Raw genomic sequence first — 18,883 nt, forward strand, 5'->3', positions numbered from 1 at the left:
CTATTTCTTCGAAATGGTGACGAATTTCGTGCCGCGCACGCGCGCCGTCACGATGCAGGGATCACCCTCGGTACGATCGCAGAACCGCGGATGCATCTTCATCGCCAGCACCATGTTGCCGAAGCGCTGGACGAAATCGTAGCCGTAGATCTGTGCCGTGGCGATCATGAAATAACCGCCTTCGGCGACCTGCAGATAGAAATTATAGGTGCAGCCGTCGTCGTTGCATTGCGGCCCCTTCTGTCCGTCGCAGGTGAGCTCACCTTCGTTGACCACCGCGTCGATCAGCCCGTCATTGTTGATGTCCTGGCGGATGACGAAGCCGTCGGCGAATTCGGCCGCCTTGCACTGACCCTGGAAATGCTTCTTCTCGTAGATCTCCGGGTCGGAGATCAGCGATTGCTGGCCGAAGGCCGCAGCCGGCAAGGTGAGCAGCAGGAGAAGATTCAGAACGGCGAGCACCAGCGTTTTCACGGGCTTTCCTCTTTTGGATAAAGCTCTATCGGCTCGCTTTATGGCCGCCCCGGCTTGCGCCGCCCTTGCCGCCGTGGTTCTTTCCGGAAACTGTTCGCCGGCTCCGGGGTCCGCATGTCCTTGCTCGTCTATCTCGATTATGCCGGCATTGCGCTGTTTGCCGCGACGGGCGCGCTCGCCGCCTCGCGCAAACAGCTGGATCTGATCGGCTTCCTGTTTTTCGCCATGGTGACGGGAACCGGCGGCGGCACCGTGCGCGATATCGTGCTTGGCCGCGTGCCGGTCTTCTGGGTGCTGAATCCCGCCTATATTCTCGTCTGCTGCATCGTCGGCGTCATCGTTTTCTTCACCGCTCATCTGCTGGAATCGCGCTATCGCTTGCTGATCTGGCTGGATGCGATCGGTCTGGCCGCCTATTGCGTGCTCGGCGCCGCCAAGGGACTTGCCGCCACCGGCTCGCCGACCATTGCCATCGTCACCGGCACGTTGACGGCAACCTTCGGCGGCATCCTGCGCGATCTGATGGCAAACGAGCCTTCGGTGCTGTTGCGGCCGGAAATCTATGTGACGGCAGCCCTTGTCGGCGCCGGCGTGTTCACCTTTGCCAATGCGCTGGGGATGCCGCTTTATCTCGCCTCGGGCTGCGGCGTCGCGGCGGCCTTTGCCGTTCGCGGCGGAGCGCTGTGGTTCGGCTGGACCTTCCCGATTTACAAGCACAAGCCCGGCCGGCACCCCGACGATGTCATGTAGAGACCGAGCATAATACCGAAAAATCTAAGCGGTTTTTGGACGACATCCTGTTCTAAGGCGCCGTCAGCCCTGTTTGGCCCGCAGGCGGATCACCACGTCGACATGGGCGATCTCCATGCCCTCGGGCGGCTCCGGCAGATTGGCGATCGTCAGGTTGCTGACGGGAATGTCGAGCACTTCGTTTTCGCCTTCGACGAAGAAATGATGGTGGTCGGACACATTGGTGTCGAAATAGGTCTTGGCGCTCTCGACGGCGAGAACGCGGATGAGACCGGCCTCGGTGAACTGGTGCAGCGTGTTGTAGACGGTCGCCAGCGAAACCGGCACGCCGGCGGCAACCGCCTCCTCATGCAGCTCCTCGACGGTCAAATGCCGGTCGCCCTTGGCAAACAGGAGGTCGCCGAGCGCGACGCGCTGGCGGGTGGGACGCAGGCCTGCACCGCGCAGCCTGACCTCTATTGCGATCGGGAGTGCACCCGTCATCAATACCAACTCCGGTTATTCCTGCATAAAGCAATCATGTTTCTTCAAGCGGTATAACTTTTGCATTGGAGCCTTTCAATAGTTCAATGGGGACAAGAGCCTGATAAAGGCGGCAAAAACGGGCTTTTGACGCAATTAGGTCTGGTCGCAGCCCTGGCCTTCCTGTATGCGACCACCAAATAATGGCGTAGGCCTGGTCCGGGGCGATGAATGAAGCTGCCTTGCTTGTGCTTCATTTTCTGAAGAACTTGGACTACACGTTCACATCCATCGGCTTCACGCGGGGGGAAAAAGAAAATTTATGACAACCAGACAGTCCAGCTTCTCGTATGAAGAACTCATCGCTTGCGCTCATGGCAAGCTGTTCGGCCCCGGCAATGCGCAGCTGCCGCTGCCGCCGATGCTGATGGTTCACCGCATCACGGAAATTTCCGAAACCGGCGGTGCCTTCGACAAGGGCTATCTCAGGGCCGAATACGACGTACGCCCCGACGACTGGTATTTTCCCTGCCATTTCGAAGGCAATCCGATCATGCCGGGCTGCCTCGGACTCGACGGCATGTGGCAGCTGACCGGCTTTTTCCTCGGCTGGCTCGGCGAGGAAGGCCGCGGCATGGCCCTTTCCACAGGCGAAGTAAAATTCAAGGGCATGGTGCGGCCGCATACGAAACTGATCGAATACGGCATCGACTTCAAGCGCGTGATGCGCGGCCGCCTCGTGCTCGGCACGGCCGACGGCTGGCTGAAGGCGGATGGCGAGACCATATACCAGGCGGCCGATCTCCGCGTCGGTCTATCGAAAGACAAGGCCGCCTGAAACCGCATTTCGAGCGGCTGACGAAAACAACAAAGGTTTGATCAGATGAGACGGGTAGTTGTCACGGGTCTGGGTATCGTTTCCTCGATCGGAAGCGACGCGGCCGAAGTCACCGAATCCTTGCGCCAGGCAAAGTCGGGTATTTCCTTTTCCAACGATTTCGCCGAACACGGCTTCAAGTGCCAGGTCTGGGGCAGCCCGAAGCTCGGCCCGGCGGAACTTGCCGAGCTGGTCGATCGCCGCGCCATGCGCTTCCTGTCTCAGGGCGGCGCCTGGAACCATGTCGCCATGAAGCAGGCGATCGCTGATTCCGGTCTGGAAGAGAAGGACTACGCCCAGAACGAACGCGCCGGCATCATCATGGGCTCCGGCGGTCCGTCCACCCGCACGCTGATCGAAGCGGCCGACATCACCGTCAAGAACAACAGCCCGAAGCGCATCGGCCCCTTCGCCGTGCCGAAGGCGATGTCGTCGACCGCCTCCGCCACGCTCGCCACCTGGTTCAAGATTCACGGCGTCAATTATTCGATCTCGTCGGCCTGCTCGACCTCGGCGCACTGCATCGGCAATGCCGCCGAGATGATCCAGTGGGGCAAGCAGGACGTGATGTTTGCCGGCGGCCACGAAGATCTCGACTGGACGATGTCTAATCTCTTCGACGCTATGGGCGCCATGTCCTCCAAGTACAATGACACGCCCGACAGCGCCTCGCGCGCCTATGACGTCAACCGCGACGGCTTCGTCATCGCCGGCGGCGCCGGCGTGCTGGTGCTCGAGGAGCTTGAGCACGCCAAGGCCCGCGGCGCCAAGATCTACGCCGAAATCGTCGGCTACGGCGCCACCTCGGATGGTTACGACATGGTCGCTCCCTCGGGCGAGGGCGCCGTCCGCTGCATGCGCCAGGCGCTGGCCACGGTGAAGGGCGATGTCGACTATATCAACACGCACGGCACGTCGACGCCGGTCGGTGACAGCAAGGAAATCGGCGCCATCCGCGAGGTATTCGGCGCCAGGATTCCGCATATACAGTCGACCAAGTCGCTGACCGGCCATTCGCTGGGTGCGGCCGGCGTGCAGGAATCGATCTATTCCCTGCTGATGATGCAGCAAGGCTTCATCGGCGAGAGTGCCCATATCAGCGAGCTCGATCCCGAATTCGAAGGCGTGCCGATCGTGCGCAAGCGTATCGACAATGCGAAGATCGATATCGCCCTCTCCAACTCCTTCGGCTTCGGCGGGACGAACGCCACGCTCGTCTTCCAGCGCCATAACGGATAATAAAATGACTGGAATCATGCAGGGTAAGCGCGGCCTCGTCATGGGCGTCGCCAACAACCACTCGATCGCCTGGGGAATTTCGAAGGCTCTCGCCGGACAGGGCGCGGACCTCGCCTTCACCTATCAGGGCGATGCGCTAGGCAAGCGCGTCAAGCCGCTTGCCTCAGAAGTCGGCTCGGATTTCGTGCTGCCCTGCGACGTCGAGGACATCGCCTCGGTCGATAGTCTGGTCGATGCCATCGAACAGCGCTGGGGCAAGCTCGATTTCATCGTCCATGCCATCGGTTTTTCCGACAAGAACGAGCTGAAGGGTCTCTACGCCGATACCACGCGCGAGAATTTCAGCCGCACCATGGTCATTTCCTGTTTCTCCTTCACCGAGATCGCCAAGCGCTGCGCGCCCTTGATGGACGACGGCGGCGCGATGCTGACCTTGACCTACAATGGCTCGACGCGCGTCATCCCCAACTACAACGTCATGGGCGTCGCCAAAGCCGCGCTTGAGGCTTCGGTGCGCTATCTCGCCGCCGATTACGGCCCGCGCGGCATCCGCGTCAACGCCATATCGGCCGGGCCGATCCGCACGCTTGCCGGCGCCGGCATCTCCGATGCGCGCGCGATCCTTTCCTGGAACCAGCGGAATGCACCGCTGCGCAAGACCGTGACCATCGATCAGGTCGGCAATTCGGCGCTTTATCTGCTTTCGGACCTTTCCGCAGGCGTCACCGGCGAAATCCACTTCGTCGACGCCGGCTTCAACGTTACCTCGATGCCGACGCTGGACACGCTGCGCCGGGCAGACGTCGAGTAGACGCGCGCTTATCGAAATTCAAAGGCCGTGCGCAGAGTCTGCGCACGGCCTTTTTGTTTCATGATCGCGAGATCGCTTCGAAGCCCGTTGGGCCTTATTTCTTCGCCCACAGAACCTTGAAACGAGCATTGCGGCAGGTTTCACCGCTTTCCCTGAATTCTGCGGCAAGAACCGGTTCGTAGGGCAGGCCGCGATTGGCGACCAGCATCAGTCTGCCGCCGCCGCGAAGCGCGGTTGCGGCGGTTTTGATCATCGCCTGGCCGAGCGACGGCTCGGCCGCATGTCCCTCATGGAAGGGCGGGTTCATGATGACGAGATCGTATTTGTCCTTGACCGGCTCGCCCGCCAGATCGTGCCAGAAGAAGCGCGCAGGCGCGTTCGGGCAGTTCTCCGCCATATTGCCCCGCGCAGCCTCCAGAGCTGCGTGATTGGCTTCGTAGAGGTCAAGGCGCCCCAGTCCGCGCGATCTCTTCGCCATCTCGACGGAGAGATAACCCCATCCCGCGCCGAAATCGGCAACATCGCCGGTAAAATCCTGCGGCAGGCGCGAGGCGAGCAGCTCCGATCCGGCATCGACCCGGTCGTGCGAGAACATGCCTGCTGTCGCATGAAAGCGGTCGTCGACCCGCACCGGCGCCTTTGACAGCTTGGTGACGATCTCGCCGGCATCGGCCGGCCGGCCGAACCAAAAGGCGACGCCGTGATATTTCGGCATGTGGTCGATGGCGAGGCCGAATCCTTCCAGGCGCTTGCGCAGCGGCTGGATGCCGTCTTCCTTTGCCCCGGCAACGACGATCAGCCCGCCCGCCCGCGTGCGGGCGATCGCAGCGGCGAGATTGGCCTCGTTCTCGCCCTTGTGCTTGGTGCAGAGCACGAGTGCTGCGTCATAATCCTCGCCGTCGACCTCCGGCTTGGCATCGATCCGCTGCGCCAGCAGCTGCCGGTAGAGCGGCCGGAAGCCCTGGACGGCGCTGAGCGAGGCGGCAAAGCCTTCAGGCAGCTGAAAGCCTGCCTCGGCGCCGAGGAAGAGCACGCGCTCGCCCTCGCCGGGCGCCTCGACTGTGCCGCTGGCAAAGGGATGGAACAGGGTCTTCAGCGTCTCACGGCTCATGGGTCTCGTCTCGTTAAGGCATATCGCGCAAAACTGTGCAGTGGCCTTGCGACCACGACATGCGCAAAACCGGGATACAAAAAGGGCGCGGAAGATTCCCGCGCCCGGAATTCAATCTGGGAGACGCGGCTTATTCGGCCGCTTCTTCCTTCTTCTTCTCGTTCGCGATCTCCTGGCCGGTGGCCTGGTCGACGACCTTCATCGACAGGCGAACCTTGCCGCGTTCGTCGAAGCCGAGCAGCTTGACCCAGACCTTGTCGCCTTCCTTGACGACGTCCTGCGTCTTGGCAACGCGCTCGGAAGCGAGCTGCGAGATATGGACGAGGCCGTCGCGGGCGCCGAAGAAGTTGACGAAGGCGCCGAAGTCGGCGGTCTTGACAACCGTGCCTTCGTAGATCTGGCCGATTTCAGGCTCGGCAACGATCGAGTGGATCCACTTGCGGGCCGCTTCGATTTCCTTGCCGGAAGAGGAGGCGATCTTGACGGTGCCGTCGTCCTCGATGTTGATCTTCGCACCGGTCTTTTCGACGATTTCGCGGATGACCTTGCCGCCGGAGCCGATGACTTCGCGGATCTTGTCGACCGGAATGTTCATGACTTCGATGCGCGGAGCGAATTCGCCGAGCTGGCCGCGGCTTTCGGTGATCGCCTTGGCCATTTCACCGAGAATGTGGGTGCGGCCGCCCTGGGCCTGGCTGAGCGCGACCTTCATGATCTCTTCGGTGATGCCGGCGATCTTGATGTCCATCTGCAGCGAGGTGATGCCGTCGGCCGTACCTGCAACCTTGAAGTCCATGTCGCCGAGGTGGTCTTCGTCACCGAGGATGTCGGAGAGAACGGCAAAGCGGTCGCCTTCGAGGATCAGACCCATGGCGATACCGGCAACTGGCTTGGCGAGCGGAACGCCGGCGTCCATCAGGGCGAGCGAAGTGCCGCAGACGGTCGCCATCGAGGACGAGCCGTTCGACTCGGTGATCTCGGAGACGACACGCAGCGTGTAGGGGAACTGCTCGGCCGACGGCAGCATCGGACGGATGGCGCGCCATGCGAGCTTGCCGTGGCCGATTTCGCGGCGGCCCGGGGAGCCCATGCGGCCGGTCTCGCCGACGGAGTAGGGCGGGAAGTTGTAATGGAGCAGGAAGCGCTCCTTGTACATGCCCGTCAGGCTGTCGACATATTGTTCGTCTTCGCCGGTGCCGAGCGTGGCAACGACGATCGCCTGGGTTTCGCCGCGGGTGAACAGCGCCGAACCATGGGTGCGCGGCAGAAGCCCGACTTCCGAAACGATCGGACGAACGGTTTCGAGGTCGCGGCCGTCGATACGGCTCTTGGTGTCGAGAATGTTCCAGCGGACGATCTTGGCCTGCAGGTGCTTGAAGATCGCGCCGACTTCTTCGGCCGTGTACTTGGCTTCGCCTTCCTCGGGGAGGAAATGCGCCTTCACCTTCGCCTTGACGGCGTCGACGGCGGCGTAGCGGTCGGCCTTCTGGGTGATCTTGTAGGCTTCACGCAGTTCGGCTTCGGCAAGGCCGAGCATTTCGCTTTCGAGCGCGGAATAGTCCTCCGGCTGGAAGTCGCGCGGCTCCTTGGCGGCAACTTCGGCGAGCTTGATGATCGCGTCGAGAACCGGTTGGAAACCCTTGTGGCCGAACATGACGGCGCCGAGCATGACGTCCTCGGGCAGTTCCTTGGCCTCGGATTCGACCATCAGCACGGCGTCGTAGGTGCCGGCAACGACGAGATCGAGGCTCGACTCGTCCATCTCGTCGAGATGCGGGTTGAGAACATATTCGCCGTTGATGTAGCCGACGCGCGCACCGCCGACCGGGCCCATGAACGGGACGCCGGAGAGCGTCAGCGCTGCCGAGGTCGCGACCATCGACAGGATGTCGGGGTTGTTTTCAAGGTCGTGCTGGATGACGGTAACGACGACCTGCGTGTCGTTCTTGTAGCCTTCCGGGAAGAGCGGGCGGATCGGACGGTCGATCAGGCGGGAAACGAGGGTTTCGTTTTCGCTCGGGCGTCCTTCGCGCTTGAAATAGCCGCCGGGGATCTTGCCGGCTGCATAGGTCTTTTCCTGGTAGTTGACGGTCAGCGGAAAGAAGTCCTGGCCGGGCTTCGGCGCCTTGGCCGAAACGACGGTGGCGAGAACAACGGTTTCGCCGTAAGTGGCGAGAACCGCGCCGTCGGCCTGACGGGCGATCTTGCCGGTTTCAAGCTTCAGCGGGCGGCCGGCCCACTCGATTTCCACGGTGTGTGTATCAAACATATCTTGTCCTTCAACGCGGGAGCACGCGCCATCGCCGATATCAGGGCGCAGCGCGCAGTCGACCGCAATCAATGCGACGTATCACGGGCAAGACAACGAGAGGCTTTTCGTCTCAGCTTCCACGGGAACCCTTGCTCCCGGGAAAACCGGGCCAAAGCTTCGGGAAGCTCTGGCCGAAAGCATCCGGCAATCCTGCCCCATGACAGGTCAGCGGTTGGTTTGGCAGAACCGGCCCATCCGGGTCTGCCGGTCGTTCCACCGCTTGAGATAGGGCGCGGCGGGAACATTTCATCGGAACATCGTCCCGAAACAGATCCGGCGGACGCTCGAAAGCGCCCGCCGGACAATCTTAGCGGCGGATACCCAGGCTGTTGATCAGCTTGGAATAGCGGCCTTCATCCTTCTTCTTGAGATAATCAAGAAGCGAGCGGCGGCTCGAAACCATCGTCAGCAGGCCACGGCGGGAATGGTTATCCTTCTTGTGGTCCTTGAAGTGTTCGGTCAGGTTGTTGATGCGCTCGGTCAGGATCGCGACCTGGACTTCCGGCGAACCGGTATCGCCTTCGGCGGTTGCGTATTCCTTGATCAGCGCAGCCTTGCGCTCAGCAGTGATCGACATCGGATGGTCCTTTCTATGAGAGGAGAAGAAGTCGCCAAAAGCCGGGATGCCGTCCAGCTTTGGCCGCGAATGCAATCGAGCGTACCCGATGCTGGCGCTGCCTATAAACCAAATAAGCAGCGATGGAAAGAGGGAGCGCCGCAGCAGCTTTCAGCGGCCCGTCATGGCGTTCCGGATCATCGCATTATAGCCCGCAGGATCCTGCAGCATGGCGAAATGGCTGGCGTCTTTCAGGATGACGAGCTTTGCGCCCGGAATTTCTTTCGCCATCATCTCAGTATGATCGAGCTTTACGGCCTCATCATGATCACCGATGGCAAGCGTGACCGGCAGCGTGATCTTGCCAAGCTCCGTCGCCGTCCAGTTCGGCTGCGTCGCCCACATCCGCGAAATCTGCGTAACGAAGGCATCGTATTCGTTCGGTGTCGGCGACAGCCTCCGGTATTGTTCGCCGGCGACGGTGATGTAGTCGTTGAAGGTCTTGTTGCTCAAGACGTCGGGCTTGACGCCGTCCGTGGTGACATTGGCCGCCTGGGCAATGACCCGCGTCAGCTTTTCCGGATATCTCATCGCCATGTCGATGCCGATGATGCCGCCGTCCGACCATCCGACGAGCGTCACCTTGTCGATCTTCAGGTAGTCGAGAAGGGCTACATAGTCCGATGTCATCAGATCGTAGCCGAAAGGCTGCGGGCTGCGCGTCGAGCGGCCGTGACCGCGGCTGTCGGCGACGATGACCAGATGATCCCTGGCGAATTCGGCGATCTGGCGACCCCAGACGTCGGTATTGCCAAGGCCGCCATGGATGAAGAGGATCGGATCGCCTTCACCATATTCGGCATAATACATCTTGATGTCGTTCACATCCGCCATGCCGCTTGTCTTCGGCACCGGCATGGCAGGAAAGGCCGGAAGCTCGGCCCAGCGCTCGGCGGATTGAGCGCCGGCGGCGGTCAGGAACAGCGAAAAGAACGTCAGCATTCCAATTGCGATTGCGCGCATAATTTTCCCCTCGGGCCGTTATGACCCGAAAGGAAGATATCGCATCGCCACCACATGACAATCGTCAGCTGTACAGACTTAGGCGAAAACCCGCTTTGGGCGAAACTCGCCCTGGCCGATCTCGCCGATCGCGATCAGCCGGCCGCGGGCCGTCGCATAGGCTTCGCTTTCGGCAATCGGCGCATCGCGGCCGCGCACCAGGATCGGATTGCCCATCTTCAACCGATGCGCCTGGTCGTCGTTGATAACGAGGTGAGGCAGCGCGGAAAGCGCCTCGCAGGTGTCGATCAGCAATGCGTCGAGGGCGGCGAGCCGCTCGTCCATGTCTTCGATCGCTTCGAGCGCCACCAGGTTGGCAAGCGGCACCATGGCTTCTTCCGCGAAAGGCGCGACGAAGGTGCGCCTGAGCCCGGATATATGGCCGTAGCAGCCGAGTTCGCGGCCGAAATCGCGGGCAAGCGCCCGGACATAAGTGCCCTTGCCGCATTCCACTTCGAAATGCGCGGTATTCGTATCCGGGCAGGCAAGCAGCGTCAGCCGGAAAATCTCGACTTCGCGTGAGGGAATCTCGACGGCTTCGCCGTCGCGCGCCAGATCGTAGGCGCGTTCGCCTGCGATCTTGATGGCGGAAAACTGTGGCGGCACCTGGCTGATCGTGCCGATATAGCGGGGCAGGATATCGCGGATCTGCTGCTCGGTGGGGCGCTTTTCCGAGCTCTGCGTCACATCGCCTTCGAGATCGTCGGTGGCGCGCTCCTCGCCCCAGCTGACAGTGAACTCATAGATCTTCCGGCCGTCCATCACATAGGGAACGGTCTTGGTCGCATCGCCGAGCGCGATCGGCAGCATGCCGGAGGCGAGCGGATCGAGCGTGCCGGCATGGCCGGCCTTCTGCGCCTTGTAGAGCCATTTGAGCTTGGAAACGGCTTCCGTCGAGCCGAAATCCACCGGCTTGTCGAGGATTAGCCAGCCGGAAATCGGCCGGCCTTTGGGTTTGCGTGGTTTGGACATGCGTCTCTTCTGTTATTGGTCGTCGTTGTCGCCGTCGAGATCGCGGCTCACCTCGGGCGAACGCAAGAGCTCGTCGATCTTCTTGTAATTGTCGAAGCTGGTATCGTCGCGGAAACGCACTTCCGGCATGTATTTCATCTGCCGGAGCTGCGGCCCGAGCCGGCCGCGGATGAACTTCGCATGGCGGTTCAACGCCTCGATGACGATGCTGTGGTCGGAAACGCCGAGCGGCGTCACGTAAGCCGTGGCGATCTTCAGGTCCGGCGACATGCGCACTTCCGAAATTGAAATCACGGTCGCCTCGATGATGTCGTCGCGCACTTCGCCGCGCTGCAGCACCTGGGTGATCGCGGCGCGGACCTGTTCGCCAACGCGCAGCATGCGCTGCGAAGGCGCGGAGGATGTTGGTCTGGTCATTGTTATCTCTATTTGCCGATGCGGCTGGGAATCGAACCCGTCAAAGGAGAGCGTCCATGACTCTTTTGGCTGCAAAGGTCAAGGCCGCCAGATACCAGAAGCCATCCGCCGGCTGGCGGATGGCTTCTGGAAAAGCTGTTCTTGCGCAAGGCGCCTGATGCTTAGAGCGTGCGCGTGATGTGTTCGACGCGGAAGCACTCGATGACGTCGCCGACGCGCATGTCCTCGTAGTTTTCGAAGGCCATGCCGCACTCCTGGCCCATCGGCACTTCGGAGACTTCGTCCTTGAAGCGCTTGAGGGTCTTGAGCTTGCCTTCGTGAACGACGACGTCGTTGCGGATGAGGCGGACGCCCGCTCCACGCTCGACCTTGCCTTCGACGACACGGCAGCCTGCGACCTTGCCGACCTTGGTGATGTTGAACACCTCCAGGATCTCGGCATTGCCGATGAAGGTTTCGCGCCGTTCCGGCGACAGCAGGCCCGACATCGCTGCCTTCACGTCATCCACGAGATCGTAGATGATGTTGTAGTAGCGGATCTCGATGCCCTGGCGTTCGGCGAACTGGCGTGCCTGCGCATTGGCGCGAACGTTGAAGCCGATGATGGCGGCGTTCGAAGCTTCGGCAAGCGAAATATCCGACTCGGTGATGCCGCCTGCGCCCGAATGGACGATGCGGGCACGGACTTCGTCGGTGCCGAGCTTTTCCAGCGCGCCGGCAATCGCTTCGATCGAACCCTGCACGTCGCCCTTGATGACGAGCGGGAACTCCTTGATGCCCGTGCTCTGCATCTGCGTCATCATCTGTTCCAGCGAACCGCGCTGTCCCGACTGGCGGGCAGCTGCCTTGTCGCGGGCAAGACGCTGACGATACTCGGAGATTTCGCGGGCGCGGCTTTCGCTTTCGACGACGGCGAACTTGTCGCCCGCCTGCGGCGTGCCGGAGAGACCGAGAACCTCGACCGGAGTCGCGGGACCGGCTTCCTTCACATGATCGCCCTTGTCGGTGACGAGGGCACGCACGCGGCCCCAGACGTCGCCGGCGACGATGATCTGGCCCGGCTTCAGCGTGCCGTTCTGAACGAGAACCGTGGCAACCGAGCCGCGACCGCGGTCAAGCTGGGCTTCGATGACGGTACCTTCCGCGGTCCGGTTCGGATTGGCCTTGAGATCAAGGATTTCGGCCTGCAGCAGAACGGCTTCGAGCAGCTTGTCGAGGTTCTTGCCTGTCTTGGCCGACACTTCGACGTCAAGGGTTTCACCGCCCATGGATTCCACGAAGACTTCGTGCTGCAGAAGCTGGTTGCGCACCTTCTGCGGATCGGCCTCGTGCTTGTCGATCTTGTTGATCGCCACGATGATCGGGACACCGGCCGCCTTGGCGTGATTGATCGATTCAATCGTCTGCGGCATCACACTGTCGTCGGCTGCCACGACCAGGATCGCAATGTCGGTCGCCTGCGCACCGCGGGCGCGCATCGCCGTGAAGGCGGCGTGGCCGGGGGTGTCGATGAAGGTGATCTTCTGGCCGTTCTGCTCAACCTGATAGGCGCCGATATGCTGCGTGATGCCACCGGCTTCGCCGGCGACCACGTTGGCATGGCGGATGGCGTCGAGCAGCGAGGTCTTGCCGTGGTCGACGTGGCCCATGATGGTGACGACAGGCGGACGCGAAACGCGATCCCCTTCGACGTCGGCAATGTTGAAGATGCCGAGCTCGACGTCGGATTCGGAGACGCGCTTGACGGTATGGCCGAATTCGCCGGCGATGAGTTCGGCGAGGTCGGCGTCGATGACGTCGCCCGGCTTCATCATCTGACCTTCCTTCATCAGGAACTTGATGACGTCGACGGCGCGTTCGGACATGCGCTGCGACAGTTCCTGAATGGTGATGGTCTCAGGCAGAACGACTTCGCGGGAGATCTTCTCGCGGGTTTCCTGCATCTGGCTGCGGCGGAACTTCTCCTGCCGGCGGCGCATCGCCGAAAGTGAACGGCTGCGGCCGGTGTCTTCACCATCGACGTCGGCCGTGGTGATCGTCAGCTTGCCGCGGCGGCGCTCGTCATCCGTTTTCGGACGCGTGGTAACCGGCTTTGCGGGTTCCGGGCGGACAACACGGCCACGAGCCGGACCGCCGCGTGCAGCGCCCCGATCATCATCGCCCTCGTCATCACGACGGCCGCGGGCTCCTGCCGGTGCGCCAGCACCCGGCGCCGGACGAGCGGCAGCAGGTGCTCCGGCGCCATCGGGCCGGCGCGCAGCCGGTGCCGGCGATGCCGGCCGCGGAGCGGTAGGGCGCGCTTCGGCCACAACAGGAGCCGGTGCTGCGGCAGCGGCGGGTTCGGCGGCAGCGGGCGCCTCGGCCTGACGGGCAGCCTCTTCGGCGGCCCTGCGAGCGGCCTCTTCGGCTTCGGCGGCCTTACGGATCGCCTCTTCGGCGGCCCGGCGCTTTTCTTCCTCGGCGCGGCGAATCGCGTCCTGGGCGTCACGCGCCTGGGATTCGGCCAGCGCACGGCGGCGGGCATCCATCTCCTCAGGCGACAGATGGTTCAGCACGACAGGGCGCGGACGGTCGTTCGAGCGCTGCGGCTGATAGGACTGCTGCGGACGCTGGTTGGCCTGGCTGCTGCCCGGCTGGTGGACCCGCGGTGCCGGAGTCGGCTGCGGCGGGCGCGCCTGAACGGGCGCCGGCGCCGGTTCCGCTGCACGGACCGGGGCTGCGGGGGCAGCGGGCGTGATCGGCTTTTCGTCTTCCGGGCGCATCGGACGCCGCTTGCGGGTCTCGACCACGACCGCCTTGGTGCGACCCCGACCCATATCCTGGCGAACGGTGCCCTGGCTCATCCCCGATGGTTTCAGGGTAAGCGTCTTCTTGCCCGTTACGCTGAGTGTCTTGTCGTCGTTACTATCGGTCATTCGTTCCCGTTCCTTCGGACAGGGAGCGATGACGAGATCAGACCCTGTCGTTCAAATACTGTCGATCAATGAGAATGAGACCGGCCGATGCCGGTGACCGTCTCATTGTTTTTGCCGGCCAGCGTCGCCCGCTGCCCGGGACTGACCGCCAATACGGTACTGTTCGAGCATCTTTGCGCGCTTCACTACACCCTCACCCGCCTGCCCTGCAAGCACTGCGGCATGGATAAAAGCATTCTGGCCCATCAGGCCTTCCATTTCGCTCTCCGAGAAGAAGCGGTAGGAAGGTATCTCCTCCTCGGTCTCCATTCCGAGGTGCCAGGCCTTGCGGGCCTGGTCGATTTTCCGCACCCCGTCGTCCGCCGCGTCAGTCGCGTGGAACACCGCAAGGGCTGCTCCGCTTCTGACCGCGGCGTCCACTTTCGAGGAGCCGCTGATGAACTGGCCGGCTTTGCGCGCCATGTTCATCATCTGCATCAATTGCGCCGCCAGCAGCCGGTCGACATTCGCGCCGAGATCGTCTGCTGCCTTCACGTCGCTTTTCAGCGCGCGGGCGAAGAGCTTCTTCGCTACCGCTCTGTCGACCAGCGACCGGTCGGCTTTCACCCAGCAACCGCGCCCCGGAAGCTCGCGCTTCAGGTCGGCGACGACGGTTCCGTCGGGAGCCGCGACGAAGCGGATCAGCTCATCCGGCGATCCGCTTTCACGCGTCACGATGCACATGCGTCCGTTCACGTCATAACCTGCAAGATTGTCGTCCTGAGGGAGAGCGTCCGGCTCATGCGCGGTCATCATGCTTCCTGTTCGGCTTCGGTGACCTCTTCTTCGGTCCCCTTCGCCAGGTCCTCTTCGGTGATCCAGCCGGCTGCAAGGCGCGCCTGGACGATCATCTGCTCGGCTTCGACGCGCGAGACGTCGAACTTCGAGAACAGGCCTTCGAACTTCTTCGTTTCGCCGTTCTTGCGTTCCGTCCAGCCGACGAGATCGTCGGCTGCGCAGCCGGCAAAGTCCTCGATCGTCTTGATGCCGTCTTCGCCGAGCGCCACCATCATCTGGGCAGTCATGCCGTCGATCCCGCGCAGCTCGTCTTCAACGCCGAGCGCCTTGCGCTTCTCGTCCATCTCGGCTTCGAGACGCTCGAGGAATTCGCGGGCGCGGGTCTGGATTTCCTGCGCCGTATCTTCATCGAATCCGTCGATCGAAGAAATTTCGTCGAGATCGACATAAGCGAGTTCCTCGACGGCGGCAAAGCCTTCCGAGGCCAGGACCTGGCCGACCATTTCGTCGACGTCGAGCGAATCCATGAACAGGTTGGTGCGCTCGTTGAATTCCTTCTGGCGGCGTTCCGATTCCTCGGCCTCCGTCATGATGTCGATATCCCAGCCGGTCAGCTGCGAAGCCAGGCGGACGTTCTGGCCGCGGCGGCCGATCGCAAGCGACAGCTGCTCGTCGGGAACGACGACTTCGATACGCTCGGCATCCTCGTCGAGAACGACCTTGGCGACTTCGGCCGGCTGCAGGGCGTTGACGACGAAGGTCGCCGGATCTTGGCTCCACGGGATGATGTCGATCTTCTCGCCCTGAAGCTCGCCGACGACGGCCTGAACGCGCGAACCGCGCATACCGACGCAGGCGCCGACCGGATCGATCGAACTGTCGTTCGAGATCACGGCGATCTTGGCGCGCGAGCCCGGATCGCGGGCGACCGACTTCACCTGAATGATGCCGTCGTAGATTTCAGGCACTTCCATGGTGAACAGCTTCACCATGAACTGCGGATGCGTGCGCGACAGGAAGATCTGCGGGCCGCGCTGCTCGCGACGGACATCATATACGTATGCACGGACGCGATCGCCATAGCGCACGTTTTCGCGCGGGATCATTTCGTCGCGGCGGATGATGCCTTCGCCACGGCCGAGATCGACGATGACATTGCCGTATTCGACGCGCTTGACGGTGCCGTTGACGATTTCGCCGACGCGATCCTTGAATTCGTCGAACTGGCGGTCGCGCTCGGCCTCACGCACCTTCTGCACGATCACCTGCTTGGCGGATTGTGCGGCGATACGGCCGAAATCCATCGGCGGCAGCGGATCGGCGATGAAATCCCCGAGTGCGGCGTCGGGGTTGCGGTCGCGGGCGAGTTCCAGCGGGATCTGCGTCGAATAATCCTCGGCCTTGTCGACGACTTCGAGCAGGCGCTGCAGGCGGATTTCGCCGGTCTTCGGATTGATGTCGGCGCGGATGTTGGACTCGGTGCCGTAACGCGAGCGTGCTGCCTTCTGAATGGCATCGGCCATTGCGGCAAGCACGATCTCGCGGTCGATGACCTTTTCGCGCGCCACTGCATCTGCGATCTGCAGAAGTTCGAGCCGGTTCGCACTGACTGCCATTGTCTTGTTTCTCCGTCCTTGCTCCGGGGTTCCCGTCCCTGGGAGCGGTCTGTTAATCGGTTATTCCTGCTCGTCCGCTTCGTTCTGATTGGCGGCCTGCGCTTTCGCCAGCTTGTCGGCGCGCAAGGCATCACGGATCAGGTCGTCGGTCAGAATGAGCTTCGCATCGCTAAGCGCCGTGAAGGGAATGGAGACTTTCGGCTCTTCCCCATAAGCGATCTGGTCGCGCTCAAGCGTAAAGCCATCCGCGTCCGCTTCGACGATCTTGCCGCGGAAACGCTTGCGATTGCCGATCATGATCGACGTCTCGCATTTCACAAGGTGGCCTTGCCAGCGGACGAAATCGGATTTCCGCACCATCGGACGGTCGATGCCGGGCGAAGACACTTCGAGATGATACTCTTTATCGATCGGATCTTCCACATCGAGGACAGGAGAAATCGCCATCGAGACTTCTTCGCAGTCCTGAACCGTCATCGTCCCGTCGTTGCGCTCGGCCATCACCTGCATCGTCATGCCGTTCTGGTTCAGCATACGCACGCGGATGAGCCGGAAGCCCATGCCGACGAGAACGGGTTCGATGATATCGGCAAGACGCTGGTCGAGCCCGGTTTCGGTAATCAGCCGCGGCTCAAGTTCGTTGTCTGCGTTTGTCATGTCCGACAAGCGGTGCGCTCCTCGCAATTTCTGCTGTTCGGGCGATCGCGCTAATAAAAAAGAGCGGGTCCTTGCGGCCCACTCTTCATCAAGCGATCAAGAATTTGAGAGGCATATAGTCCGGTTTTTACGAAATTGCAAGGTCTCAGCCAATTCGCTTGCCGCGGCGCGGCCGCGTCTATAGCCAGCGTCGGTCTTGCGCATATATTGCCTTGGGGCACAACGGCAAAGCGGGAGGAATCGTGGCGTATACTTCGTCGACATTGGCGCCTTTGCGGCACGAGACCTATCGCGCCATCTGGTTTGCGAGCCTTTCCTCGAATTTCGGCGGCCTGATCCAGGCGGTGGGCGCGGCCTGGATGATGACGACGATCACCGCTTCGGAAGACATGGTCGCGCTGGTGCAGACCTCGACCGCGCTGCCGATCATGCTGTTTTCGCTGATATCGGGGGCGCTCGCCGACAATTACGACCGTCGTCGCGTCATGCTGACGGCGCAGGCCATGATGCTCATCGTCTCGGCGTTGCTGACGGGCACGGTTCTTCTCGGCTGGATCACGCCCTGGCTGCTGCTGTTCTTCACCTTCCTGATCGGCTGCGGCACGGCGCTCAACAATCCTTCCTGGCAGGCCTCGGTCGGCGACATGGTGCCGCGCGCCGACCTGCCGGGCGCCGTCACGCTGAACAGCATGGGCTTCAACATCACCCGCAGCGTCGGCCCGGCGATCGGCGGCGCGATCGTGGCCGCCGCAGGCGCCGCCGCGGCCTTCGCGGTCAACACGCTGAGTTACCTTCCGCTGATCTACGCGCTGTCGCGCTGGCGGCCAAACACGCCCGTCTCGACCCTGCCGCGCGAGGCGCTCGCCAGCGCCATCTTTGCCGGTCTGCGATATGTCTCGATGTCGCCCAATCTCGAAAAGGTTCTGGTCAGGGGTCTGATCTTTGGCATCGGCGCCAGCTCGATCCTGGCGCTGCTGCCGGTTGTCGCGCTTGATCTGGTGGCCGGCGGGCCACTGACCTATGGCTTCATGCTCGGCGCTTTCGGCGTCGGGGCGATCGGCGGGGCCGTGCTGAGCGCGAGAATTCGCCAGGCGCTTTCCAGCGAGACGATCATCCGCCTGGCTTTTGCCGGCTTTGCGCTCAGCGCCGTCATTGCGGCCGTCAGTCCGAGCGCCGTCCTCACCTCCGCGGGGCTGCTCGTCGCCGGCGCCTGCTGGGTCTCGGCACTGTCGCTCTTCAACACCATCGTGCAGCTTTCGACGCCGCGCTGGGTCGTTGGCCGCGCACTGTCGCTCTACCAGACCGTCACCTTCGGCGGCATTGCCGGCGGCAGCTGGCTCTGGGGCGTGGCCGCCGACCGCTACGGCGTCGCCGATGCGCTGCTGATGTCATCCGTCGTCTTGCTGGTCGGCATTGCGATCGGTCTGCGGTTTTCGATGCCGGCTTTCGCCTCGCTCAACCTCGATCCACTCAATCGCTTCACGGCGCCGGCGCTCAGCCTTGACATCACGCCGCGCAGCGGCCCGATCGTTATCCAGGTCGATTATGAGATCGCCGACGACGACCTGGCCGAATTCATGGCGCTAATGGGCGAGCGGCGGCGCATCCGCATCCGCGACGGTGCGCGGCACTGGGCGCTGATGCGCGATCTCGAAAATCCCGGGCTCTGGACCGAAAGCTACCATACGCCGACCTGGGTCGAATACATCAGACACAACCAGCGGCGCACCCAGGCCGATGCCGAAAACATCGACAGACTTCGTGCGCTTCACCGCGGCGAAGGCCTGCCGCATGTTCACCGGATGATCGAGCGGCAGGCCATTCCGCCTGATAGCGACGTCTTCCACCAGGCGCCAATCGACCTGCATCATTGATT

At 62.3% G+C, this 18,883-nt stretch carries 17 protein-coding genes; 5 read left to right on the forward strand and 12 right to left on the reverse strand.

Annotated elements, in window-relative coordinates; genetic code table 11:
* Complete coding sequence (locus EFD56_RS03595) at positions 1–474, reverse strand: hypothetical protein (protein ID WP_126904907.1); 474 nt, start codon at positions 472–474, stop codon at positions 1–3.
* 114 nt (positions 475–588) lie between these two features.
* Here EFD56_RS03595 and EFD56_RS03600 point away from each other — a divergent pair, with 114 nt between their 5' ends.
* Positions 589–1,224, forward strand: coding sequence for a trimeric intracellular cation channel family protein (locus tag EFD56_RS03600; RefSeq protein ID WP_016735162.1), 636 nt, complete (start codon positions 589–591; stop codon positions 1,222–1,224).
* Positions 1,225–1,287: 63 nt separating this feature from the next.
* Here the strand turns inward: EFD56_RS03600 and irrA are convergent, their stop codons facing one another.
* Positions 1,288–1,707, reverse strand: coding sequence for an iron response transcriptional regulator IrrA (irrA, locus tag EFD56_RS03605; protein WP_003555773.1), 420 nt, complete (start codon positions 1,705–1,707; stop codon positions 1,288–1,290).
* Between the two features lie 301 nt (positions 1,708–2,008).
* Between irrA and fabA the strand changes: the two genes are divergently transcribed.
* The 3 genes from fabA to fabI are packed head-to-tail and all read left to right on the forward strand — an operon-like array spanning position 2,009 to position 4,613.
* On the forward strand, positions 2,009–2,524 hold the full coding sequence (gene fabA / locus EFD56_RS03610; RefSeq protein ID WP_004677111.1) for a 3-hydroxyacyl-[acyl-carrier-protein] dehydratase FabA: 516 nt from the start codon (positions 2,009–2,011) through the stop codon (positions 2,522–2,524).
* Positions 2,525–2,569: 45 nt separating this feature from the next.
* Entirely contained in the window at positions 2,570–3,802 is a 1,233-nt protein-coding gene (gene fabB, locus EFD56_RS03615; RefSeq protein ID WP_012482204.1) for a beta-ketoacyl-ACP synthase I, read from the forward strand.
* Between the two features lie 4 nt (positions 3,803–3,806).
* The gene (fabI, locus tag EFD56_RS03620) at positions 3,807–4,613 is read left to right on the forward strand and encodes an enoyl-ACP reductase FabI (protein WP_012482205.1); all 807 of its coding nucleotides are present in this window, start codon (positions 3,807–3,809) and stop codon (positions 4,611–4,613) included.
* A 94-nt stretch (positions 4,614–4,707) separates the two neighbouring features.
* Here the strand turns inward: fabI and EFD56_RS03625 are convergent, their stop codons facing one another.
* The 10 genes from EFD56_RS03625 to rimP all read right to left on the reverse strand — a co-directional run bounded on the left by EFD56_RS03625 (position 4,708) and on the right by rimP (position 17,016).
* A complete protein-coding gene (locus EFD56_RS03625) occupies positions 4,708–5,724 on the reverse strand; it encodes a class I SAM-dependent methyltransferase (protein WP_126904684.1) in 1,017 nt (338 codons plus the stop codon).
* A 130-nt stretch (positions 5,725–5,854) separates the two neighbouring features.
* Positions 5,855–7,993 carry a polyribonucleotide nucleotidyltransferase gene (gene pnp, locus EFD56_RS03630; protein ID WP_037117010.1) on the reverse strand — a complete coding sequence of 713 codons (2,139 nt, stop codon included), beginning with the start codon at positions 7,991–7,993 and terminating at the stop codon, positions 5,855–5,857.
* A 349-nt stretch (positions 7,994–8,342) separates the two neighbouring features.
* Entirely contained in the window at positions 8,343–8,612 is a 270-nt protein-coding gene (rpsO, locus tag EFD56_RS03635; protein ID WP_009997779.1) for a 30S ribosomal protein S15, read from the reverse strand.
* A 150-nt stretch (positions 8,613–8,762) separates the two neighbouring features.
* A complete protein-coding gene (locus EFD56_RS03640; RefSeq protein WP_126904685.1) occupies positions 8,763–9,614 on the reverse strand; it encodes an alpha/beta fold hydrolase in 852 nt (283 codons plus the stop codon).
* A 78-nt stretch (positions 9,615–9,692) separates the two neighbouring features.
* Entirely contained in the window at positions 9,693–10,625 is a 933-nt protein-coding gene (gene truB / locus EFD56_RS03645) for a tRNA pseudouridine(55) synthase TruB (RefSeq protein WP_126904686.1), read from the reverse strand.
* Positions 10,626–10,637: 12 nt separating this feature from the next.
* A complete protein-coding gene (rbfA, locus tag EFD56_RS03650; protein ID WP_012482211.1) occupies positions 10,638–11,042 on the reverse strand; it encodes a 30S ribosome-binding factor RbfA in 405 nt (134 codons plus the stop codon).
* Positions 11,043–11,203: 161 nt separating this feature from the next.
* Positions 11,204–13,957 carry a translation initiation factor IF-2 gene (infB, locus tag EFD56_RS03655; RefSeq protein WP_126904687.1) on the reverse strand — a complete coding sequence of 918 codons (2,754 nt, stop codon included), beginning with the start codon at positions 13,955–13,957 and terminating at the stop codon, positions 11,204–11,206.
* A gap of 102 nt (positions 13,958–14,059) precedes the next feature.
* Positions 14,060–14,752, reverse strand: a complete 693-nt coding sequence (locus tag EFD56_RS03660) for an RNA-binding protein (RefSeq protein WP_206513406.1) — start codon at positions 14,750–14,752, stop codon at positions 14,060–14,062.
* The gene (nusA, locus tag EFD56_RS03665; RefSeq protein WP_004673395.1) at positions 14,749–16,350 is read right to left on the reverse strand and encodes a transcription termination factor NusA; all 1,602 of its coding nucleotides are present in this window, start codon (positions 16,348–16,350) and stop codon (positions 14,749–14,751) included. Before nusA ends, EFD56_RS03660 begins: the two co-directional genes overlap by 4 nt.
* Before the next feature lie 60 nt (positions 16,351–16,410).
* Positions 16,411–17,016 carry a ribosome maturation factor RimP gene (gene rimP / locus EFD56_RS03670; protein WP_004673394.1) on the reverse strand — a complete coding sequence of 202 codons (606 nt, stop codon included), beginning with the start codon at positions 17,014–17,016 and terminating at the stop codon, positions 16,411–16,413.
* 233 nt (positions 17,017–17,249) lie between these two features.
* On the opposite strand from rimP, the gene EFD56_RS03675 reads away from it, so the two are divergent.
* On the forward strand, positions 17,250–18,881 hold the full coding sequence (locus EFD56_RS03675; RefSeq protein ID WP_126904689.1) for an MFS transporter: 1,632 nt from the start codon (positions 17,250–17,252) through the stop codon (positions 18,879–18,881).
* The last annotated feature ends 2 nt before the right edge of the window (positions 18,882–18,883 follow it).

This window comes from Rhizobium phaseoli, assembly GCF_003985125.1.
Taxonomy (GTDB): domain Bacteria; phylum Pseudomonadota; class Alphaproteobacteria; order Rhizobiales; family Rhizobiaceae; genus Rhizobium; species Rhizobium phaseoli.

What these genes read in the sequence shown, in the direction of transcription:
- EFD56_RS03600 (WP_016735162.1), top strand. Translation starts at nt 589, where the DNA reads ATGTCCTTGCTCGTCTATCTCGATTATGCCGGCATTGCGCTGTTTGCC.
- irrA (WP_003555773.1), bottom strand. Translation starts at nt 1,707, where the DNA reads ATGACGGGTGCACTCCCGATCGCAATAGAGGTCAGGCTGCGCGGTGCA.
- fabA (WP_004677111.1), top strand. Translation starts at nt 2,009, where the DNA reads ATGACAACCAGACAGTCCAGCTTCTCGTATGAAGAACTCATCGCTTGC.
- fabB (WP_012482204.1), top strand. Translation starts at nt 2,570, where the DNA reads ATGAGACGGGTAGTTGTCACGGGTCTGGGTATCGTTTCCTCGATCGGA.
- fabI (WP_012482205.1), top strand. Translation starts at nt 3,807, where the DNA reads ATGACTGGAATCATGCAGGGTAAGCGCGGCCTCGTCATGGGCGTCGCC.
- EFD56_RS03625 (WP_126904684.1), bottom strand. Translation starts at nt 5,724, where the DNA reads ATGAGCCGTGAGACGCTGAAGACCCTGTTCCATCCCTTTGCCAGCGGC.
- pnp (WP_037117010.1), bottom strand. Translation starts at nt 7,993, where the DNA reads ATGTTTGATACACACACCGTGGAAATCGAGTGGGCCGGCCGCCCGCTG.
- rpsO (WP_009997779.1), bottom strand. Translation starts at nt 8,612, where the DNA reads ATGTCGATCACTGCTGAGCGCAAGGCTGCGCTGATCAAGGAATACGCA.
- EFD56_RS03640 (WP_126904685.1), bottom strand. Translation starts at nt 9,614, where the DNA reads ATGCGCGCAATCGCAATTGGAATGCTGACGTTCTTTTCGCTGTTCCTG.
- truB (WP_126904686.1), bottom strand. Translation starts at nt 10,625, where the DNA reads ATGTCCAAACCACGCAAACCCAAAGGCCGGCCGATTTCCGGCTGGCTA.
- rbfA (WP_012482211.1), bottom strand. Translation starts at nt 11,042, where the DNA reads ATGACCAGACCAACATCCTCCGCGCCTTCGCAGCGCATGCTGCGCGTT.
- infB (WP_126904687.1), bottom strand. Translation starts at nt 13,957, where the DNA reads ATGACCGATAGTAACGACGACAAGACACTCAGCGTAACGGGCAAGAAG.
- EFD56_RS03660 (WP_206513406.1), bottom strand. Translation starts at nt 14,752, where the DNA reads ATGATGACCGCGCATGAGCCGGACGCTCTCCCTCAGGACGACAATCTT.
- nusA (WP_004673395.1), bottom strand. Translation starts at nt 16,350, where the DNA reads ATGGCAGTCAGTGCGAACCGGCTCGAACTTCTGCAGATCGCAGATGCA.